Genomic DNA, 20,533 nt, shown 5'->3' with positions numbered 1-20,533 from the left:
CGCGTCGAACTGTCCCGCATCCTCCACGACCGACTCCAAGAACAATCCTGAAACATCCGTGGGCCGGGCCACCCCCGCCCCACCCCGTTCAGCGGGCGCGCCGGCGGAACAGCCGCGGGCGCGCCCGCCGACAGGCATGTGAGCAGCCACCGCAGCGCGACTCGTCCGATGGGGTGAAGCACCGACTCACGGCTACGGGCGGCGACGGCGTCGCCTTATTCCGTTCCTGACCTTGGGAGGCTCGACTCGGTGTTCAGCCGTATTGCGATCATCAACCGCGGAGAGGCCGCGATGCGGCTCATCCGGGCCGTCGGTGAACTCAACGCGGGCGGCGGACCGCGGATCGAAACCGTGGCGCTCTACACCGACGCCGACGCCACGGCCACGTTCGTGCGGGAAGCGGACCTCGCCTACGACCTCGGCAAGGCCGCGGACCGCCCCTACCTCGACCTCGCCGTGCTGGAGCGCGCCCTCGTCGAGACCGGCGCCGACGCCGCCTGGGTCGGCTGGGGCTTCGTCGCCGAGGACCCGGCCTTCGCCGAGCTGTGCGCGAAGCTGGGCGTGACCTTCGTCGGCCCCGACGCCGAGGCGATGCACAAGCTGGGCGACAAGATCAGCGCCAAGCTGCTCGCCGAGGAGGTCGGCGTCCCCGTCGCGCCGTGGAGCCGCGGCCCCGTCGAGGATCTGGACACCGCGCTGCGCGAGGCGGAGCGCATCGGCTACCCGCTCATGCTCAAGGCGACCGCCGGCGGCGGCGGCCGCGGCGTGCGGGCCGTGCACCGGCCGGACGAGCTGGTCGAGGCGTTCGAGCGCACCAGCCAGGAGGCGAAGCGCGCCTTCGGCAACGGCGCGGTGTTCCTGGAGCGGCTGCTGGTGAACGCCCGGCACGTCGAGGTCCAGGTCATCGCCGACGGTCAGGGCGGCGTGTGGGCGCTGGGCGTACGCGACTGCTCGGTGCAGCGCCGCAACCAGAAGGTGGTGGAGGAGTCGTCCTCGCCGCTGCTGGGTCCGGAGCAGGTGGAGCGGCTGAAGGCGTCGGCCGCGCGGCTGGCGCTGGCGGTCGGCTACCGCGGCGCGGGCACGGTGGAGTTCCTGTACCAGCCGAAGGACGGGATGTTCGCCTTCCTGGAGGTGAACACCCGGCTGCAGGTGGAGCACCCGGTCACCGAGGCCACCACCGGGATGGACCTGGTCAAGGCGCAGCTGCACGTGGCGGCCGGCGGCCGGCTGACGGGCGAGCAGCCCGCCGAGCTGGGCCACGCCGTGGAGGCGCGGCTCAACGCCGAGGACCCCGACCGCGACTTCGCGCCCGCCCCGGGCCGTATCGCCCTGCTCGACCTGCCGACGGGCCCGGGCGTCCGGGTCGACACCGGCGTCAGCCAGGGCGACTCCATCCCCGCCGACTTCGACTCGATGATCGCCAAGATCATCGCGTACGGCCGGGACCGGGCCGAGGCGCTGGCCCGGCTGCGGCACGCGATGCGCGAGACGACCGTGCTGATCGAGGGCGGCACCACCAACAAGAGCTTCATCCTCGACCTGCTCGACGAGCCCGAGGTGATCGACGCGCGCGCCGACACCGGCTGGATCGACCGGGTACGGGCCGAAGGCGGGCTGGCGTCGCCGCGGCACTCCGGCGTCGCGCTGGCCGCCGCGGCGATCGAGACGTACGAGGACGGGAAGCGGGCCGAGCTTCAGCGGCTGCTGACCACCGCGTACGGCGGCCGCCCGCAGGTGCACCACGAGAGCGGCCGCCCCGTGGACCTGACGCTGCGCGGCGCCGGCTACCGGCTGACCGTCGTGGAGACCGGCCCCGGCCGCTACCGCGTCGGCTTCGTCACCGGCCTCGTCACCGGGAGCGCAGAGGAGACCGTGCGCACGGTCGACGCGACGCTGGAGCGGTTCGACGAGCACACCGGCCAGATCCAGCTCAACGACCGCCGCTTCCGGCTGGTCACCGGCGCCCACGGCGCCGTGCAGCTGGTCGAGGTCGACGGCGTGACCCACCGCATCAGCCGCGACGAGGGCGGCGTGGTCCGCTCCCCCGCCCCGGCGCTGGTGGTCGCGACCCCGCTCGCGGTCGGCGACGAGGTCGACGAGGGCGCGCCGGTGCTGGTGCTGGAGAGCATGAAGATGGAGACGGTCCTGCGCGCGCCGTTCCGGGCGGCGCTCAAGGAGTCGCTGGTCTCCGTCGGCAGCCAGGTCGAGACCGGCGCGCCGCTGGTGCGGCTGGAGCCGCTGGACGACGTCGGCACCGCCACCGCCGCCGGCGTCGACCTGGACCTGCCCGCCGAGCCCGCCGGCCTGACCCCCGGGCAGCGCACCGACCGCGGCCTGGCGGAGCTGCGCAGCCGGCTGCTCGGCTTCGACGCCGACCCGCGCGGCGCCGACGTCACCCTGGCCGAACACCTCGCGGTCCGCGCCGAGCTGGCGGAGCGGCCGCTGGCCGCCGAGGCCGGGCTGCTGGAGGTCTTCGCCGACCTCACCGAGCTGAGCCGCAACAAGCCGGAGCGCGAGGAGCTGCCGGCCGAGACGTGGGTGCGCAGCCCGCGCGAGCACTTCCACACCTATCTGCAGAGCCTCGACGCCGAGCGGGCCGGCCTCTCGGAGGGCTTCCGGCAGCGCCTGACCCGGGTGCTGGGCCACTACGGCATCGACTCCCTGGACCGTACGCCCGCGCTGGAGGAGGCGGTCTTCCGCATCTTCCTGGCCCGGCAGGCCGCGGGCACCGACGTCGCGGTGATCACCGGGCTGCTCCAGCAGTGGCTCAACGAGGAGCCGCCACCGGCCCGGTCGCGGCAGGCGGTGAGCCGGGCGCTGGAGCATCTGCTGCGCGCCACGCAGCTGCGCTTCCCGTCGGTCGGCGCGCTCGCGCGGAGCCTGGTGTACCGCTGGTTCGCCCAGCCGCTGCTGCGCAGCGCCCGGGAGAAGGTGTACGGGCAGGTGCGGGAGCACCTGAGCCGTCTCGACGAGCATCCGGACGCGGCCGACCGCGAGGAGCGCATCGCCGACATGGCCGCCAGCTCCGAGTCGCTGGTGCAGCTGCTCGGCGAGCGCATCGACCGCTCGGGCACCCTGCCGGACCCGCTGCTGGAGGTGCTGTGCCGGCGCGCGTACCGCGACCACGGGCTGTCCGACGTGCGCTGCGAGTCCATCGGCGGCCGCCCGTTCGTGCTCGGCGCGTACGACCTGGACGGCGTCTCGCACCGGCTGCTGGTGACCGTCTCCGACTACGACGACCTGGCCGCCGCCGCGGCGACCGTGGCGGGGGCGGCGGCGGGCGAGCCGGACGCCACCGCCGTCGTCGCCGAGTTCTACCTCACCTGGACCGACCCGCCGGCCGACGCCGACGGCATGGCCGCGGGGCTGCGCACCACCCTGTCGGCCGCGGACCTGCCCACGGGCCTGCACCGCATCACCACGACGGTCGCCGGCCGCAACGGCGCCGCGCCGCACCACTTCACGTTCCTGCCGACCGCGGAGGGCCTGGTCGAGGACAAGCTGATGCGCGGCATGCACCCGCTCATCGGCCGCCGGCTGCTGCTGCGCCGGCTGCGCAACTTCGACCTCACCCGGCTGCCGTCCGCCAACGAGGACGTGTACCTGCTGCGCTGCGTCGCGCCGAACAACCGGTCCGACGAGCGGCTGGTCGCGATGGCCCAGGTCCGCGACCTGACGGCGCTGCGCGACGACGAGGGCCGCATCCTCGCGCTGCCCGAGGTCGAGGCGGCGCTCGGCGCCTGCATGGACGCGATCCGCAAGGAGCAGATCCGCAACCCGGGGAGCAAGCGCCAGGACACCAACCGCATCTTCATCAACGTCCGGCCGCCCAGCGACCTGACGCTCGCGGAACTGAACGCGGTGGCCCGGCGCGTGCTGCCGACGACCGCGGGCCTGGGCGTGGAGGAGGTGCTGTTCCTCGGCTGCCGGCGCGACCGGCGCACCGGCGGGCTGGTCCCGGCGGCGGTGCAGGTGTCGTACGACGTGGCCGCGGGCGTCAGTCTCAACGTCACCGACCCGCCCACCGACCTGATCCAGCCGCTGGACGACTACGGCCAGAAGGTGCTGCGGGTGCGGCGGCGCGGCACGGTCTACCCGTACGAGCTGTTCGACATGATCGCCGGCGCGGGCGGCTCGTTCACCGAGCACGACCTCGACGACGCGGGTGCGCTGGCCCCCGTGCAGCGGCCCAAGGGCCTCAACAAGGCCGGCATCGTGGCCGGCGTGGCCACCACGCCGACCGACCGCTACCCGGAGGGCGTGACCCGCGTCGTGCTCCTCGGCGACCCGGTCAAGGCCCTGGGCGCGCTGTCCGAGGCGGAGTGCGCCCGGGTGATCGCGGCGCTGGACCTGGCGGAGCGGCTGGCCGTGCCCGTCGAGTGGTACGCGCTGTCCGCGGGCGCCCGTATCGCGATGGACTCGGGCACCGAGAACATGGACTGGATCGCGCGGGCGCTGCGGCGCATCGTGCACTTCACCCAGGACGGCGGGGAGATCAACGTCGTGGTCGCCGGCGTCAACGTCGGGGCGCAGCCGTACTGGAACGCCGAGGCCACGATGCTGATGCACACCCGGGGGGTGCTCGTGATGACCCCGGACTCGGCGATGGTGCTGACCGGCAAGCGGTCGCTGGACTTCTCCGGCGGCGTCTCCGCCGAGGACAACTTCGGCATCGGCGGCTACGACCGCGTGATGGGCCCGAACGGGCAGGCGCAGTACTGGGCGCCGGACCTGAAGGCCGCGCGCGACGTGCTGCTGTCGCACTACGACCACAGCTACGTGCTGCCGGGCGAGGCCGGCCCGCGCCGGGCCGTCACCTCCGACCCGGTGGACCGGGACGTCTGCGACTACCCGCACACCGTCGAGGGCAGCGACTTCACCACGGTCGGGCAGATCTTCTCCGCCGCGACCAACCCGGACCGCAAGAAGCCGTTCGACATCCGCACGGTGATGCGCGCGCTCGCCGACCAGGACCACGCGGTCCTGGAGCGCTGGGCGGACATGGCCGAGGCGGAGACCGCGGTGGTGCAGGACGTGCACCTCGGCGGGCGGCCGGTGTGCCTGGTGGGCATCGAGTCGCGGTCGGTGCAGCGGCGCGGCTTCCCGCCCACCGACGGCCCGGACGCGTACACCGCGGGCACGCTGTTCCCGCGGTCGTCGAAGAAGGTCGCGCGGGCGGTCAACGCGGCGAGCGGGAACCGGCCGCTGGTGGTGCTGGCGAACCTGTCCGGGTTCGACGGCTCGCCGGAGTCGATGCGCGAACTCCAGCTGGAGTACGGCGCCGAGATCGGCCGGGCGATCGTCAACTTCCGCGGCCCGATCGTGTTCTGCGTCATCTCGCGTTATCACGGCGGCGCGTTCGTGGTGTTCTCCAAGGCGCTGAACCCGGGCATGACGGTGCTGGCGGTGGACGGTTCGTACGCCTCGGTGCTGGGCGGTGCGCCGGCCGCGGCGGTGGTGTTCGCCGCCGACGTCGACGCCCGGACCGCCGCCGACTCGCGGGTGGCGGACCTGGAGGCCCGCATCTCCGCGGCCTCGGGCAGGGAACGGGCGCAGCTCGCCGGCCGGCTGGAGAGCGTGTGGGCGGCGGTGCGCGCGGAGAAGCTGGGGGAGGTCGCCGCGGAGTTCGACAACGTGCACTCGATCCAGCGCGCGCAGCGGGTGGGCTCGGTGGACGCCATCATCCGCCCGGAGGAGCTGCGACCGCGGATCATCGAGGCGGTGGAGCGCGGGCTCGCCGGCGATGCGTGACGGCCGCCGGCGGGACCGGGACGGGGCGGGCGCCGCCCCGTCCCGGTCCCGCCGAAAAGCCGCAATCCCGCGGTCACGCCTTCTGCCGACATCACGTGTCGCATATCGCAGGTGCGGGCAACTCATTCGTGTCGGGCAGGCGTCGTCCTGCGGAACGCCGAGTGCCCGGGAAAGTTGCGCCGGGGGCCGCCACGGACCCGCCAAACTGACAATAACTGAGCACGGCGACCGCACTTGACGGCCGCCACGCGTCTTGCAGACTGTTTCCCGAACGGCGGGCCCGCGGTCCCCAGAGCCGACCGATCGTGACCCCGCCAGCGTTCCACCGACGTTTACGGAGGGGGGAATGTTGACAGGGCACGAGTCATGTCGAGTCCCGTCATGCGGAAGTACGTTCACCGGAAGCACGGCGAATAGACCGGAAATGACGGGCGGGGGAAAATCCCTGTGCCCGCCGTGCCGGCGCCGCCTGGAAACGAGTCTGCTGAATCTCCCCGCACTCTACGCCGACTGCCACAGGGGCGCGGAGCCGGAGGTGGTGCGGGTGGTGCGGAAGGTCGCCAGGAAGAGCGCCGCTACCGGCACCATGAACACCGCCGCGGCCGAGGTGCGGGCCGCCATCCGGACGGTGTTAGCGTCCTGGGCCGGCCTCGTCGCCGAAGAACGCCGACTGCGTTCCCCGGCCAGGGACGTGCCGGCCCTCGCCCGCTTCCTGTACCGGCATGTCGAGTGGCTGGCCCGGCACCCGGCGGCCGGCGACCTGGCCGAGGAGATCCACGAACTCTCCCGCAGGGCGCGCGGTGTCGCGGACCCGGACAGCGTGCGCCGGGTGCACCTCGGCGGGTGCCCGGACGTCGGCTGCGACGGCACTCTCGTGGCCCAGTTACGCACCCCCGGCGACCCGCTGGCCTCCGAGATCGTCTGCACGGTTTCCGCTGCTCACACGTGGCCCGTCACGTGGTGGCCCAGACTCGCCCGCCGGATGCAAGCGCAGAGAGAGGTCAGATGAAGCACCAAGCCGTGAGCGCCGGCCTGACGGCGGCCGACATCGCCAGCATCTGGCGCATACCCAAGGGCACCGTCTACCGCTACGCGCACCTGCACCAATGGCGCCGCTACAAGCAGATCGGCCGCGTCTACTACCACCCCCACGACGTCACCACCACCCTCGACCAGATGCACTCGGCATGAGCATCCGGCGCCGGGCGGGTCTTGACGGCCTCCGGCGAAGAATCTATAAATAGAATTGCTGCCATGAGCCCGCCCTTTCGCTGCAGCACGGCGTGCAGCCGCGGCGGGTGCGACCCCCCTCTCACACGATCCCGGGACCGCGGCGGGCCCGTTCCCGCCGCGGCTTCGCGTGGCAGGGGTGCGGCCTTTGCAGGGCGCCCGCACCACCGTCCCACCGCGCGGATCACTGCCGCCGACCGCGGCGAAGGCGGCGGGCCGTCTGCCGATCCGGCGGTGCGCCCTGAAGAATCCCCGCAGGTTCTCCAAGAAGTGGCCTCCCCATGCCCACGCATGGCAGAAACCCCTGAATTCCCAGAAAGGCCCCAAGGCGGGAAGACCCCGACTCGAAGGGAGCCGGTGCAATGACACCAGAAGCCACTCTCGCGCGATTCCGCGAGTACATGGTGGGACCGTCCCGGTTCATGACTCTGCTGTCCTGTTTCGAACTCGGCGTCATCGACGCCCTGCGGGACCGGCCCGGAATGACCGCGACCGAGCTGGGCGAGATCGCCGGCGCCAAGCCGGACGCCGTGGAACAGCTGCTGTTCTTACTGGTGAAGGAGGGCTTCGTCGCGCGTGACGAGGACTCCGGCGGCTACACCCTGGCCGCGCTCGGGGACGTGCCCGAGCGCGACCTGACGCGTGCGCTCACCTACATGAACATGATCAAGGTCGTGGCACTGCGGCAGCTGTTCTACCTGACCGAGAGCGCGCGGACCGGAACCCTCGTCGGCCTCAGGGAGTTCTACGGCGTCACCGGGGGAACCATGTACGACGCCGTGGCCGAGCACCGGGACCTCCGCGACTCCTGGGCGACGCTGATGGACAACGTCACCGCCAACATCGACCCCTGGTTCTTCGGGAACATCGACATACCCGCCGGGGCACAGGTGCTCGACCTCGCCGGGAACACCGGCCTCGGGGCGGTCCACGCCTACGAGATGAAGTCCTCCCCCGGGCTGCGGGTGACGACGTTCGACCTGCCGGAGAAGGAGGCGGAGGCCCTGGAGAACTTCCGGGCGCACGGCGTGGCGGAACAGTGCTCGTTCATCGGCGGCAATGTCTTCGAGGAGATCCCCCAGGGCTTCGACGTCGTGCTGATCAAGCACTTCCTGGACATGTTCGACAAGGACGACGTGATCCGGATCCTGACCGGTGTCAACAGGTCGCTGCCGGCCGGCGGACAGGTCAACATCATGGTGCCGGCGTATCCCGACGACCTCCGGGACACCGACAACTACAACGTCGACTTCTTCCCGGCCTTCTTCATCGGCTGCACCATGGGCCAGGGCGGGCCGCAGAAGATGTCGACATACCGCAGTTGGCTGGAGGAATGCGGGTTCAAGGTGACCAAGGCGGTCACCAAGGACACCGCCGAGATACCGAAAGACGTCATCCCGGTTCCGGCCGTCCTGTGCGCGACCAAGGCCGGGTGAGCAACCGGGCCGACGCCGGTGTCCTGCCACGGGCCGCGGCAGGACACCGGGCGGCGCCGCCCGCCGGGTCGGCGCCCTGCCGGAAGGGCTTGACGACCAGCGGCGAAGAACCTATAAATATGATTGCATCGCTGGAGTCCGCCTTCTTGCCTGGACTCTTCTCAGCGACCACCGCGGGCACTTCACCGCGGGCACCGTGAAAGCACTTCCGGATTCCCTGCCGAGACCAACTCCCAAGTGGCTACGTGGAGGACGTATGTCCGGAACGGCTGAGCTGGAGAAAGTGTACTCGGCCATCGAGGAGTCGGCCCGATTAGTAGGGGTGGCCTGCTCCCGTGACAATGTCTGGCCGATTCTGACCGCATTCGGAGAATCGATCGAGGACGCCCTGATGGTGTTCAGCCTGCAGACCGGCGGGCGCCACGCGGGGGAACTCGACTACAGCTTCACCGCACCGCCGGGGATCGGCGACCCCTACCCCCGGGCGCTGTCGCACGGCTTCGTCACCGAGACGGACCACCCCGTCGGTTCCGTGCTCTCGGACCTGCAGGGGCGATGGGCGATCAGGGAGCACTTCGTCGACTGCGGAGTCACCGGCGGCTTCAAGAAGCTCTACGCGCACTTCCCGCGGGACCTGCAGCCGGCCGCCCGACTGGCCGAGATCCCGTCCGTGCCGCGCGCCGTGGCCGACAACGCCGGCCTCTTCGCCCGCTACGGCCTGGACAGGGTGGCGATGGTCGGGGTCGACTACCAGCGCCGGACGATGAACCTGTACTTCCAGTTCACCCCCGACGGCCGGCCGGAACCGGGCGCACTCCGGTCCATGCTGCGCGAGATCGGGCTGCACGAAGCGGACGAGGGCATGCTGGAGTTCGCCAGCAGGTCGATGCGCGCCAACATCACCTTCAGCTGGGACACCTCGCGGATCGTGCGGGTCGCCTTCGCCCCGCCGCCGGGCAAGGGCCTGGACCCGGCGGCGGTTCCGGCTCCCATAGAGCCGCACATCGCGCGGTTCGCGACGTCCGCCCCGTACGCGTACGCCGGCGAGCGCATGAACCTCTTCGGTGTCAAATGGTTCCCCGACGGGGAATTCATCGACGTCTGTGCGTACTACCAGCTCTCGGCCGGGTACGAACCGGTCCGGTTGATGGAGACCCACAAAGACCCGACGTAGTGTCCGCCCTTTCTCTGGTTCATTCCGCGTCGGCTGCAAGGAATCCCCTCTCAAGGACAAGGAAGACACATGACGTCCGGACATTCTCCTGTCTCAGGCTTCGCACCGCGGCGCAGGTCGCTGCTCATCGGCGGCGCCTCGACCGCGGCGCTGGCCTCCCTGGGCGCCGGTACGGCCGCCGCGGCCGAGGGCGGCGCCAAGGCCGCCCAGGCCGAGTTCGACCTGGACAAGGACAACTACATCGAGTGGTTCCAGCCCGAGGACGACGGCGCCGGCGTCTCGCCCTCGTCGGAGATCTTCGGTCCGATGGACGTGACCGTGTTCCTCTGGATCAACCACCTGACGGGGCTCGGCTGGTTCGACGCGGTGGCGCCGTACCACGAGACCGCGGTCGGTGTGCACTCCCGGATCCCCCGCCGCCCGGCCAGCGAGTCCGCCACCAACCGGAACATGAACATCGCCTGCATCTACTCCCAGTACCAGCTGGTCAAGGAGGTGATCCCGAGCCGGGTGCAGCCCATGCGGGACCTGATCGCCTCGATCGGCCTGGACCCCGACGACGACTCGACGGACCCGGCCAGCCCGGTCGGCATCGGCAACATAGCCGGCAGGTCCGTCTTCGAGGCCCGCAAGACCGACGGCATGAACTTCCTCGGCTACGAGGGCCGGCGCAGGTACAACCCCAGGCCGTGGGCGGACTACACCGGCTACCGGCCCGTCAACACCCCCTTCGACGTGGTCAACCCCTCGCGCTGGCAGCCGCAGCTCCAGCCCCACAACGGCCGCCGCGTCGGCGGCGGCCCCGGCGACCTGGGCATCTGGGTGGCCCAGCACTTCGTCACCCCGCAGCTCCGGCTGGTCAAGCCGCACATCTACGACGACCCGCGCGACTTCCGCGTCCCCCCGCCCCGGCACATCGACCACCGCCGGCCCCGGTCGTTCCGGCGCAGCGCGGACGAGGTGCTGGAGGCGTCGGCCGCGCTCACCGACGAGCAGAAGGCCATCGCGGAGGTCATGGACAACAAGATCTGGGGCATCGGCCACTCGGCCCTGGTCATCGCCCGCAAGCACGACCAGAACGGCGAGCTGGGCGTGCAGGGCTGGGCACAGTTCGTGCTGGAGCACCTGCTGGCGACGTTCGATCCGCTGATCGCCGTCTGGAACGAGAAGACCAAGTACGACTCCGCGCGGCCGGTCACCGTGATCCAGCACGTGTACGGCAGGCGCAGGGTGACCTCCTGGGGCGGCCCCGGCATGGGGACGGTCGACGACATGCCCGCCGACGAGTGGACCAGCTACCTGCCGGTAGGCGACCATCAGGAGTACCCGTCCGGCTCCACGACGCTGTGCGCCGCGGCGTCCCAGTGCGCCCGGCGCTACTTCGGCTCCGACGAGCTGGACTGGAAGTTCACCTTCCCCGCCGGCTCGGCGCGGACGGAGCCGGGCGTGGTCCCCGCGAAGGACATCGAGCTGCACTTCCCCACCTGGACCGACTTCACGAACAAATGCGCGAGCAGCCGGGTGTGGGGCGGGGTGCACTTCCGCAAGACCGTCGAGACGTCCATGGCCTTCGGAGAGCAGTTCGGCGACCTGGCGCACGAGTTCGTGCAGAAGCACATCAGGGGTGAGGTCGAGGACTGAGCCGCTGCCGGGCGGCGGGCGCCACGGCCCCGGCCCGCCGCCCGCCGTCTGGCCGGTTCCGTTCGACCGCCATGTCACACGCCGCCCGCCGGGCCCGTCCTAGGGGTGACACCTCACTCCGACTGATGGAACCAGGAGACAATCATGGAAGAACGGAGCGCAGCCCCCGCCGGCGGGCCGGGCTCGGAGGCGGTCGGGGACCCGAGGCGGTGGATGATCCTCGCCGTCATTTGCACTGCCTATCTCATGGTCGGCCTCGATCTGACCGTGATGAACCTCGCGCTGCCGTCGGCACAGGACGACCTGGAGTTCTCGAACGCCGACCGGCAGTGGATCGTGACCGCGTACGCGCTGCCGTTCGGCGGCCTGCTGCTGTTCAGCGGGCGGCTGTCCGACATCATCGGCCGCAAGGAAAGCTTCATCACCGGGCTGACCGGCTTCGCCGTCGCGTCCGCCGTCGGCGGTGCCGCGACGAACTTCGAGATGCTGGTGACGGCCCGTGCCTGCCAGGGTGTCTTCGCCTCGATGCTGGCACCCGCGTGTCTGGCCCTGCTGGCCACCACGTTCACCGATCCGAAGGAGAAGGCCAAGGCCTTCGGCATCTACAGCGCGGTCGCGGCCAGCGGCGCGGGGCTGGGGCTGCTCCTCGGCGGTGCGCTGGTCTCCGCCCTGAACTGGCGCTTCTGCATGTACGTCAACCTGGTCTTCGCTACGGTCGCGTTCATCGGCGGCACGACGCTGATGAAGCGGGAGCCCAAGACGGGCGCCCGGCTGGACGTCCCCGGCGTGCTGCTGGGGTCGGGCGGCATGTTCTGTCTGGTGTACGGCTTCTCCAACGCCGCGGACGAGGGCTGGGACACCACCTCGACGTGGGGTGTCCTCGTGCTCGGCGGCGTGCTCCTGGCCCTCTTCGCGCTCTGGCAGACCCGCGCCTCGCATCCGCTGCTGCCGCCCCGGGTCCTTCTCGACCGCAACCGCGGCGGCGCGTACTTCACGGTGCTGCTCGTCGGGATGGGCATGTTCGGCGTCATGCTGTTCCTGATCTACTACATGCAGACCAACCTGGACTACTCGGCCATCACCTCGGGTGCCGCGCTGCTGCCGATGGTCGTCTGCACGACCGTGGGGGCCAGCGCGGGCGCGATCAGGCTGATGCCGAAGTTCGGTCCCAGGCCGCTGGTCACCTCCGGGCTGCTGCTCAGCGCGCTCGGCATGGCCTGGCTGACCACGATCGGGGTGGACTCGGGCTACGCGACGCACCTGCTCGGCCCGCTCATGGTGGTCGGTCTCGGCATGGGCCTCATCTACGCCGCGGCGCTGCGCACCGGCACCTCCGGCGTGGACCCCAGGGACGCGGGGATCGCCTCGGCGTGCGTGAACACCGGCCAGCAGCTCGGCGGCGCCGTCGGCACCGCGCTGCTCAACACCATCGCCGCCACCGCCACCACCAACTGGCTGGAGGACAACGTGTCGGCGCAGCCGACGCCGGAGCAGCTCAACCTCGCCGCGATCGACGGCTACACCACGGTGTTCTGGTGGTGCACCGCCCTCTTCGCCGTCGGCGCCGTCATCGCCGGACTGCTGCTGCGCGGCGGCCCGCTGCCCGCCACGGACGACGAGGCCGCCGAGGAGAAGTCCGAGGAGGCGAAGACCGCACAGTCCTGAAGACGCGCCGCGCGCCGCGCGGCCGCAGCCCGAGCGGCTGGTGATACCGGGACACCCCGGGCATCGCCGGCCGCTTCGTCTTGTCCGGAAAGACCGCCGGCCGACCAGCGGCACCACCCGTCCACAGGCGAAGGAACGCATGATGACGACGTCCGGAAGCTCATCCGTCACCGCCCTCTCACCCCGGCGCAGATCGCTGCTGCTCGGCGGCGGGTCGACCGCCGCACTGGTCGCCCTGGGCCACGCGGGCACGGCCGCCGCCGACCCCGCCGGCCCGGCGGCGGAGCCGCCGCCCGTCTTCGACCTCGACAACGGCAACTTCGTCCGCGACCTGCTCACCGTGGCGGGCGACTCCAGCGGGGAGACGCAGGACATCGCCCCCGCGGACATCAACATCATCTTCTGGGTCCAGGACGCCATGCAGACCGGCTGGTTCGACGCGCTGGCGCCCTACCACCCCACCGCGGTCGGCGTGCGCACCCGGATACCGCGCCGCCCCGCCGGCGAGTCCGCCACCAACAGGAACAAGAACACCGCCGGCCTGTACGCCACGTACCAGGTGGTGAAGGTCGCGTACGCGGAGCGGGCGTACATCCTGCGGGGGCTGCTGGAGTCGGTCGGCCTGGACCCCGACGACGAGTCGGAGGACCCGGCCACCGCGGCGGGCATCGGCAACCTGGCCGGCAAGGCCGCCATCGGGGCCCGGGTCCGGGACGGCATGAACTTCCTCGGCGACGAGCACCGGAAGTACCACGGCCAGCCCTTCGAGGACTACACCGGCTACGTGCCGGTGAACACCGCGTACCGGCTGTCCGACCCGTCGAGGTGGCAGCCGGCCCGGCACCCGCACCCCCGGCGCGTCGGCGGCGGCCCGGGCGACAAGGGCATCTACGTCGTCCAGCAGTTCGCCACCCCGCAGCTGCGGCTGGTCGAGGGCCACACCTTCCGCAGCCCGCGCTGGTTCGGGCTGGCGCCGCCCCGCCACACCGACCACACCCACCCGCGCCGCTACAAGCGCGCGGTGGACGAGATCCTGGACGCCTCCGCCGCGCTGACCGACGAGCAGAAGGTGAAGGCGGAGTTCTTCGGCAACAACTACCAGGGCGTCCTCCTCGCGACGCGGGCCGCGGCGCTCGCCCACGACCTGGACCTGGACGGCTGGGTGCACCTGTACATGACGAGTTCGGTGGCGCAGCTCGACAGCCTGATCGCCGCCTGGCACTACAAGCACAGGTACGCGGCCGTCCGGCCGTTCAGCGCGGTCGGGCACGTGTACGGCAGGCAGAAGGTCAGCGCCTGGGGCGGCCCCGGCAAGGGCACGGTCGACGACCTCCGCGCCGACGAGTGGACCAGTTACCTCCCCGTGAACGACCACCCCGAGTACCCGTCCGGCGCCACGGCGCTGTGCGCCGCCATGGCGCAGGGGGCGCGGCGCTTCCTCGGCGACGACGTCCTGGAGTGGTCGTACACCTTCGAGGCGGGCTCGGGGCTGACGGAGCCCGGGCTGGTCCCCGCCGCCGACACCGAGCTGAACTACGCCGCCTGGACCGACTTCGTCCGGGACGCCGCCATGAGCCGGGTCTGGGCCGGCGTGAACTTCCGGAAGACGGCCGAGGCGTCCGTGGACTTCGGCACGCAGTTCGGCGACCGGGCCCACGAGTTCGTGCGGCGGCACATCGAGGGCGACGCCGAGGACTGAACCCCGCGGCGTCGGCTCCGTCCCCGGCGGGCCCACGGGGCACCGCCGGTCCCCTGACCTCCGGCCGTACCGCGGCCCGGGGTACACCGCCCGGATGCAGAACCCACCTCCGGGTCAACTGATCACCACACTCAAGGAGATGACTGTGACCAACTTAATGTTGCTGCCGGACGGAATGCGCCGCTGGTCCAAGAACAACGGCGTCTCCCTCGACGACGGCTACAAGGCGATGGCGGACAAGCTGGTCGAGTTCATGGGCTGGGCCAGGGAGGACGGCATCAAGACCCTGTACATCACGACCTCCTCCGCCGCGAACTTCAGCCGCCCCGAGCCGGCGGTGACGACGTTCCTCGTCGCGTTCAACGACGTGGTGCAGCGCACCCACGACAACTGCGGCTTCGACTTCTCCGGGTCGCTCGACCTGGTGCCCCAGCAGTACCTCACCGAGCTGGAGGAACTGCGGGACAAGTCGAACAAGACGTCGGGTTTCACGCTGCACTACATCATGGGCATGTCCCTCACCAAGGAGGTCGTCCAGATCTTCAACAAGCTCAACGGGAAGATCCCGGAGCTGACCGAGGAGATCCTGGCCGAGAACGCGTACGTGCCGCAGCAGGTCGACTTCCTCATCCGCACGGGCGGGGCGATCCGGATGTCGTCCTTCTTCCCGCTGCTGTCGCCGTACGCCGAGCTGCACTTCTCCCCCGTCCTGTTCCCCGACATGACGCGGGCCGACTACGACACCGCGCTGGGGGACCTCCGGCGGCGGGAACGGCGCTACGGGAACTACCCGGCGTAGGCCACCGCTCGGACAACCGGGTGGGTCAGGCCGGTCCCGGCCTCCCGGGCGGGGTCCCGATCGGGGACCCCGCCGGGGGCGGCCCAGGCATCCTCCGTCAAGGACAAGGGAAAACAACACGATGACGTCCGGACATTCCTCATCCGCAGGCTTCTCACCACGGCGCAGATCGCTGCTGCTCGGCGGCGCCTCCACCGCGGCGCTGGCGTCCCTCGGGCACACCGGCACGGCCGGCGCGAGCCAGGCAGCCGGCCCGGCGGCGGAGCCGGAGGCCGCCGTCGAGTTCGACTTCGACACCGGCAACTTCCACCGGGACCTGCTCAGCACGCCGGCCAACCAGACCGAGGAACCCCTCGGCCCGATGGACGCGACCGTCCTCGTCTACCTCACCCACCTCACCATGACCGCGTGGTTCGACGCGCTGGCGCCGTACCACCCGACCGCGGTCGGGGTACACACCCGGACGCCCCGCCGCCCCGCCAGCGAGTCCGCCACCAACCGCAACAGGAACATCGCCGCGCTGTACGCCTCGTACCAGGTGTTCCGCGAGGTGTTCAAGGAGCGGGTGCCGGCCTACCGGCAGCTGATGACCACGCTCGGGCTGGACCCCGACGACGGGTCCATGGACCCGGCCAGCCCCGTCGGCATCGGCAACAGGGCCGGCAAGGGCGTGCTCAGAGCGAGGGCCCACGACGGCATGAACATCCTCGGCGACGAGGGCCGCAAGTACCACGGCCAGCCCTACGAGGACTACACGGACTTCGAGCCGGAGAACACCGCGTACAAGATCGTCAACCCGTCCAGGTGGCAGCCTGCCCGCCACCCGCACCGCCGCCGGGTCGGCGGCGGCCCGGGCGACAAGGGCATCTTCGTCGTCCAGCACTTCGTCACGCCGCAGCTGCGGCTGGTCAGGCCGGAGACCTACCGGCACCCGGCCCAGTTCCCCCTCGCACCGCCGGACCACCTCGACCACACCAACCGGCGCCGTTACAGGCGATCGGTGGACGAGGTCCTGGAGGCCTCCGCCTCGCTCACCGAAGAGCAGAAGGTGAAGAGCGAGTTCTTCGACAACAAGTTCCTGGGCGTCGGCCAGTCGACCAAGGCCGCGGCGATCGGCCACGACCTGGACCTGGACGACTGGGTCCACCTGATATACACCAGTTCGCTGGCGCAGCTGGAGGACCTGATCGCCGCCTGGCACTACAAGGTCAAGTACCAGGCCCCGCGGCCGTTCACCGCCGTCCACCACGTGTACGGCAGGCGCAGGGTGTCCTCCTGGGGAGGACCGGGCGTCGGGACCGTCCACGACATGCCCGGCAACGAGTGGACCAGCTACCTCCCCGTGGGCGACCACCCCGACTACCCGTCCGGCTCCACGACGCTGTGCGCCGCCGAGGCGCAGGCGGCCCGGCGCTTCCTCGGCGACGACCGCCTGGACTGGACGTATCCCATCCCCGCCGGCTGGACGCTGACGGAGCCCGGGACGGTCCCCGCCGAGGACATGGAGCTGCACTACGCGACCTGGACCGACTTCGTGAAGGACTGCGGCTACAGCCGGGTGTGGGCCGGGGTGCACTTCAAGACGACCGTCGAGAGGTCCATGGAGTTCGGCACGCAGTTCGGCGACCTCGCGTACGAGCACGCGCAGCGGTACATCAAGGGCGAGGTCGGAGACTGACCCCGCACGCGGGCACCGGCCCGCGACCCGGTCCGGCCGGGCAGGACGCGCAGCACCGCGCCCTCCCCGCCCGTTTTCTGCTTCTCGCGTGGCGGGCGCGGTCGTGCCGCGCCCGCCGCGGCCGGCGCCCCGGCGGCGGTCGTCGCCGGACATGCCGCGGGGCCGGGCCCCGGCTCCGCAGCCGCAGCCCGGCCCCGGGGGTCGTCCGGTCGCCGGCTCAGCCGATCTTGATGACCTCGCCGCCGTCCCAGTCACCGGTGGTGCCCGGAGGCCACCACAGGCACTTGTTGGTCACGTAGATCGAGCCGTCGCGGCCCGCCAGGAAGCCGTGCGGGAAGAACAGCTCGCCCTTGGCCAGCTCCGTGCGGGTGCCGTCCCTGGCGATCTGGATGACGCTGCCGCCCTCGTCGTCGGGCGACGGCAGGAAGCCGGACGAGGTGGCCTGGGTGACGTAGAAGTCGCCCTTCTTGCCGAAGCCGCAGCCCGTGATGGCGCTGAAGCCCTCCTGCCAGACCTCCAGGTCACCGCTCCACGGCTCGTAGCGGTAGACCTTGGCGGCCTTGGCGCCCTCCTCGCCGGTGTTGCCGTGGCCGGTCAGCGTACCGACGTAGACCGCGCGGTCGCGGCCCTCGGCGACGCAGGTGGGCACGGCGTCGGAGCCGGCCTCACTGGGCGGGAAGCCGGTGAGGATCTCGGTGCGGCCCCACCGGTCGATCTTCCCGAGCACGTTCGCGGCCGCGTCCACGTAGTAGAAGCCGCCGCGCTTCCTGGGTATCAGCGAGTACGGGTTCGCCACGTCGAAGTCCGGCGTGGGGTCCGGGTTCTCCTTGATGTAGTCGTAACTGGCCTCCCCCGGCCGGGCCACCACCCGGGGCCGGTAGGGGTTGGTGACGTCCATCAGGGTGCCGGCCACGGGCTTGATCTTGTTCCGCAGGCCGTCGGACAGCCACTCGTCGTCCGGGATGGCCTGCGGGGCGCCCGCCTGCAGGGTGTAGAGGCGGCCCTTGCTGTAGGCCAGGCCGTTCGGGCCGATCATGTCCTGCAGGTTGAGCGCCGAGGGCAGGTTCTCCACGATGCGCCTCGGCTTGCCGGAGGAGATGTCGGCCACCGACCCGGTGAAGCCGAAGCACTTCATCTCGACGACGATCTCTTCGGATTCCATGTTGCACTCGGAAGGCGCCGTCAGCGGCGGCTTGCCGGTCTCGGAGACCAGCAGCCGGCCCCGCGGGCCCCAGGCCAGGGAGCGCGGCGAGTACAGCCCCTCCGCGACCACCTCGACCTCTGCATCCTTGCTGAGCGTGCCCGAACCTCTGCCGTGCTCGGCGGCCGCGGCCACCGGTCCGGAGGATCCGGCTGCCACACCGGCGAGCGTGGTCGCCGCGGCGGCGGCGAGCAGCGTCCGACATCGTGCGAGACGTCGCATCGGGCTCTCATCTCCTCGATAAGTGGGGTGAGCTTGTGTGTGGGACAACGCGCCGGCCGAGGCCGGCCGCCGCGGCAAGGAAGCCGTCGGCCGGGGCGCCCCGGCCGACGACAGCCTTTCCGCTGCGGTCAGCGGCGGGCGTCAGCCGATCTTGACGACCTCGCCCTGGTCCCAGCGGTTCGTGGTGCCGACGGGGTACCACACGCTGTTGTTGGCGACGTAGACCGAGCCGTCGGGGCCGGCCAGGAAGCCCTGCGGGGCGAAGAGTTCGCCGAGGCCCAGCTCGGTGCGGGTGCCGTCCTTGGCTATCTGGGTGACGACGCCCTGCGGCTCACCGGGCGACGGGAAGCCCGTGGTGTCGAACTGGGTGACGTAGAAGTCGCCGTTGGCGCCGAAGCCGCAGCCGGAGATGGTGGCGAAGCCGCTCTCCCAGACCTCCAGCTCCCCGGTGTCCGGGTCGTACCGGTAGACATTGGCCGCGTTCTGGCCGGTGTTGCCGAAGCCGGTCAGCTGGCCGGCGTACACCGCACCGTCCGGGCCGACGTCGACGCAGGTGGGCACGGCGTCCGCGCCGTTGGGGGCCCGCGGGAACCACTTGAGGACCTCGACGTTGCCCCAGCGGTCGATCTCGCCGAGGATGTTCGCGGCCGCGTCCACGTAGTAGAAGCCGCCGCCCGGCTTCGCGGCCATCGAGACGGGGTTGGACGTCGGGTCCTCGCTGGTCAGCTCCGGGTTCTCCGTCATCCACCGGTAGCCGGCGAGGCCGGGGTTGGCGACCGGCCTGACCCGGTGCTTCTTGTGCCACTTGTCCGTCTTGACCTGCAGCACCCGGCCGTACTGCCGCTTGAGGTCGCGGGTCAGGTCCCGGGGCAGCCAGTCGGGCAGGCCGATGCTGTGGCCGGCCTCCAGCACGTACAGCTTGCCGTCGACGTACTCCATCGCGTTCGGGCCGACGACCTCGGCGTTGTTCACGTTCGACGCCAGGCCCTCGACGATCCGCTCCGGCTCGCCGTCGGTGACGTCGGTGATGGCACCCGAGGTGCTGAAGCAGTTGGCCGTCATCGTGTCGGCACTGTCGCAGAGCTGCTTGATGCCGCCCGCCTCCGAGACGAGCAGCCGGCCCTCGGGCGACCAGGTCAGGTCGCGGGGCGAGTGCAGACCCTCCGCCACCACCTCGACCGGGGCGTCTTCGGACAGCGTGCCGGAACCCTTCTCCGCCGCGGCCACCTGGCCCGACGGCGCGGCCGCCACACCCGCGAGCGCCGCCGCCGCCGCGGCGGCGAGCGGCATGCGGAACCTCTTCAGACTACGCATCTTCGCCTGATCCTCCGTTGTCGGATTTCTGTTGCTCTCATGACAAGACGCGTCGAGAGAAGCTCCTCGCCACAACCGGGCGGCATGCCGGAACAGCCGCCGGCGCAATGAGCATCGGCCACACGCCTTGATGGGGCTTTCGTTGACGACTGGCGTCGAGCCGCGGCGGTCCCCGCCGCGTGGGCGGCGGCCGCCTGGCTCAGAGCCGATGGCTCACGTACGGACCCGGAACCGCGATCCCGGGAGTGCGAGCCCCCGTGCGCCGTCCGCGCACCGCCCGGCGGGAAGCCGGATCCGCCGGTGCGCGGCGGCCGTCTCAGTAGAAGAGGCGGTACGTGCCGACCTGGGTCATCATCTCGGCCTGCAGCGGCTCCGAGATCCACTCGTTCTTCAGGCCGTTCATCGTCTCCTGGAAGGCGGGCATGGTGAGAAGCGGGTTCTTCTCGTCGTCCTCCAGGTCCACCACCAGGACGAAGGTCTGCCCGTCGGGAAGCTTGCACCAGGAGTAGCGCACGCCCTCGGGCTTGGCCTCCTCGATCGCCGCGAACAGCTCCTTCGCGGCCTTCTCCGCGGTCTCGACCTTGTCTTCTTTGATCTTGGCACGGAACATGCGGATGCTCATGGTGAATCTCCTTGGTAAACGTGCGCGCCGCCGGGTGTCGGCGGCGTGTTTCAGGATTGTTCTTGGAGTCGGTCGTGGAGGATGCGGGACAGTTCGACGCG

The 20,533-nt window shown here is 71.0% G+C and carries 13 protein-coding genes; 10 read left to right on the top strand and 3 right to left on the bottom strand.

Annotation, left to right across the window (positions count from 1 at the left end):
- Positions 1-249 precede the first annotated feature (249 nt).
- The 10 genes from ABD317_RS17920 to ABD317_RS17875 all read left to right on the top strand — a co-directional run bounded on the left by ABD317_RS17920 (position 250) and on the right by ABD317_RS17875 (position 17,073).
- Positions 250-5,751, top strand: coding sequence for an ATP-binding protein (locus ABD317_RS17920; protein ID WP_344290975.1), 5,502 nt, complete (start codon positions 250-252; stop codon positions 5,749-5,751).
- A gap of 628 nt (positions 5,752-6,379) precedes the next feature.
- A complete protein-coding gene (locus ABD317_RS17915) occupies positions 6,380-6,760 on the top strand; it encodes a hypothetical protein (protein ID WP_344290974.1) in 381 nt (126 codons plus the stop codon).
- Entirely contained in the window at positions 6,757-6,942 is a 186-nt protein-coding gene (locus ABD317_RS17910) for a hypothetical protein (protein ID WP_344290973.1), read from the top strand. The genes ABD317_RS17915 and ABD317_RS17910 overlap by 4 nt, the downstream gene beginning before the upstream one ends.
- 401 nt (positions 6,943-7,343) lie before the next feature.
- The gene (locus ABD317_RS17905; protein WP_425582385.1) at positions 7,344-8,417 is read left to right on the top strand and encodes a methyltransferase; all 1,074 of its coding nucleotides are present in this window, start codon (positions 7,344-7,346) and stop codon (positions 8,415-8,417) included.
- A gap of 256 nt (positions 8,418-8,673) precedes the next feature.
- Positions 8,674-9,591 carry an aromatic prenyltransferase gene (locus ABD317_RS17900; protein ID WP_344290971.1) on the top strand — a complete coding sequence of 306 codons (918 nt, stop codon included), beginning with the start codon at positions 8,674-8,676 and terminating at the stop codon, positions 9,589-9,591.
- Positions 9,592-9,660: 69 nt separating this feature from the next.
- Positions 9,661-11,232: a DUF6851 domain-containing protein gene (locus tag ABD317_RS17895; RefSeq protein WP_344290970.1), complete on the top strand. Its 1,572-nt coding sequence runs from the start codon at positions 9,661-9,663 to the stop codon at positions 11,230-11,232.
- Positions 11,233-11,376: 144 nt separating this feature from the next.
- A complete protein-coding gene (locus tag ABD317_RS17890) occupies positions 11,377-12,897 on the top strand; it encodes an MFS transporter (RefSeq protein ID WP_344290969.1) in 1,521 nt (506 codons plus the stop codon).
- Between the two features lie 142 nt (positions 12,898-13,039).
- Positions 13,040-14,596, top strand: a complete 1,557-nt coding sequence (locus ABD317_RS17885; protein WP_344290968.1) for a DUF6851 domain-containing protein — start codon at positions 13,040-13,042, stop codon at positions 14,594-14,596.
- A gap of 145 nt (positions 14,597-14,741) precedes the next feature.
- Entirely contained in the window at positions 14,742-15,395 is a 654-nt protein-coding gene (locus ABD317_RS17880) for an undecaprenyl diphosphate synthase family protein (RefSeq protein ID WP_344290967.1), read from the top strand.
- A gap of 121 nt (positions 15,396-15,516) precedes the next feature.
- Complete coding sequence (locus ABD317_RS17875) at positions 15,517-17,073, top strand: DUF6851 domain-containing protein (protein WP_344290966.1); 1,557 nt, start codon at positions 15,517-15,519, stop codon at positions 17,071-17,073.
- A 217-nt stretch (positions 17,074-17,290) separates the two neighbouring features.
- On the opposite strand, the gene ABD317_RS17870 is transcribed toward ABD317_RS17875, so the two are convergent.
- The 3 genes from ABD317_RS17870 to ABD317_RS17860 form a co-directional block, all read right to left on the bottom strand.
- Positions 17,291-18,496 (bottom strand): ScyD/ScyE family protein, encoded by a 1,206-nt coding sequence (locus tag ABD317_RS17870; RefSeq protein WP_344290965.1) that lies wholly within the window; start codon positions 18,494-18,496, stop codon positions 17,291-17,293.
- A 141-nt stretch (positions 18,497-18,637) separates the two neighbouring features.
- Positions 18,638-19,810 (bottom strand): ScyD/ScyE family protein, encoded by a 1,173-nt coding sequence (locus ABD317_RS17865; RefSeq protein WP_344290964.1) that lies wholly within the window; start codon positions 19,808-19,810, stop codon positions 18,638-18,640.
- Positions 19,811-20,126: 316 nt separating this feature from the next.
- Positions 20,127-20,432, bottom strand: a complete 306-nt coding sequence (locus ABD317_RS17860) for a hypothetical protein (RefSeq protein WP_051438644.1) — start codon at positions 20,430-20,432, stop codon at positions 20,127-20,129.
- Between the last annotated feature and the right edge of the window lie 101 nt (positions 20,433-20,533).

This window comes from Streptomyces synnematoformans, assembly GCF_039531005.1.
Lineage (GTDB): Bacteria > Actinomycetota > Actinomycetes > Streptomycetales > Streptomycetaceae > Streptomyces > Streptomyces synnematoformans.
This window is presented reverse-complemented; position numbering and strand designations above follow the sequence as displayed.

Coding starts and splice junctions, on each gene's coding strand:
- ABD317_RS17885 (WP_344290968.1), top strand. CDS start 13,040: ATGACGACGTCCGGAAGCTCATCCGTCACCGCCCTCTCACCCCGGCGC.
- ABD317_RS17890 (WP_344290969.1), top strand. CDS start 11,377: ATGGAAGAACGGAGCGCAGCCCCCGCCGGCGGGCCGGGCTCGGAGGCG.
- ABD317_RS17905 (WP_425582385.1), top strand. CDS start 7,344: ATGACACCAGAAGCCACTCTCGCGCGATTCCGCGAGTACATGGTGGGA.
- ABD317_RS17870 (WP_344290965.1), bottom strand. CDS start 18,496: ATGCGACGTCTCGCACGATGTCGGACGCTGCTCGCCGCCGCCGCGGCG.
- ABD317_RS17865 (WP_344290964.1), bottom strand. CDS start 19,810: ATGCGTAGTCTGAAGAGGTTCCGCATGCCGCTCGCCGCCGCGGCGGCG.
- ABD317_RS17875 (WP_344290966.1), top strand. CDS start 15,517: ATGACGTCCGGACATTCCTCATCCGCAGGCTTCTCACCACGGCGCAGA.
- ABD317_RS17900 (WP_344290971.1), top strand. CDS start 8,674: ATGTCCGGAACGGCTGAGCTGGAGAAAGTGTACTCGGCCATCGAGGAG.
- ABD317_RS17910 (WP_344290973.1), top strand. CDS start 6,757: ATGAAGCACCAAGCCGTGAGCGCCGGCCTGACGGCGGCCGACATCGCC.
- ABD317_RS17895 (WP_344290970.1), top strand. CDS start 9,661: ATGACGTCCGGACATTCTCCTGTCTCAGGCTTCGCACCGCGGCGCAGG.
- ABD317_RS17860 (WP_051438644.1), bottom strand. CDS start 20,432: ATGAGCATCCGCATGTTCCGTGCCAAGATCAAAGAAGACAAGGTCGAG.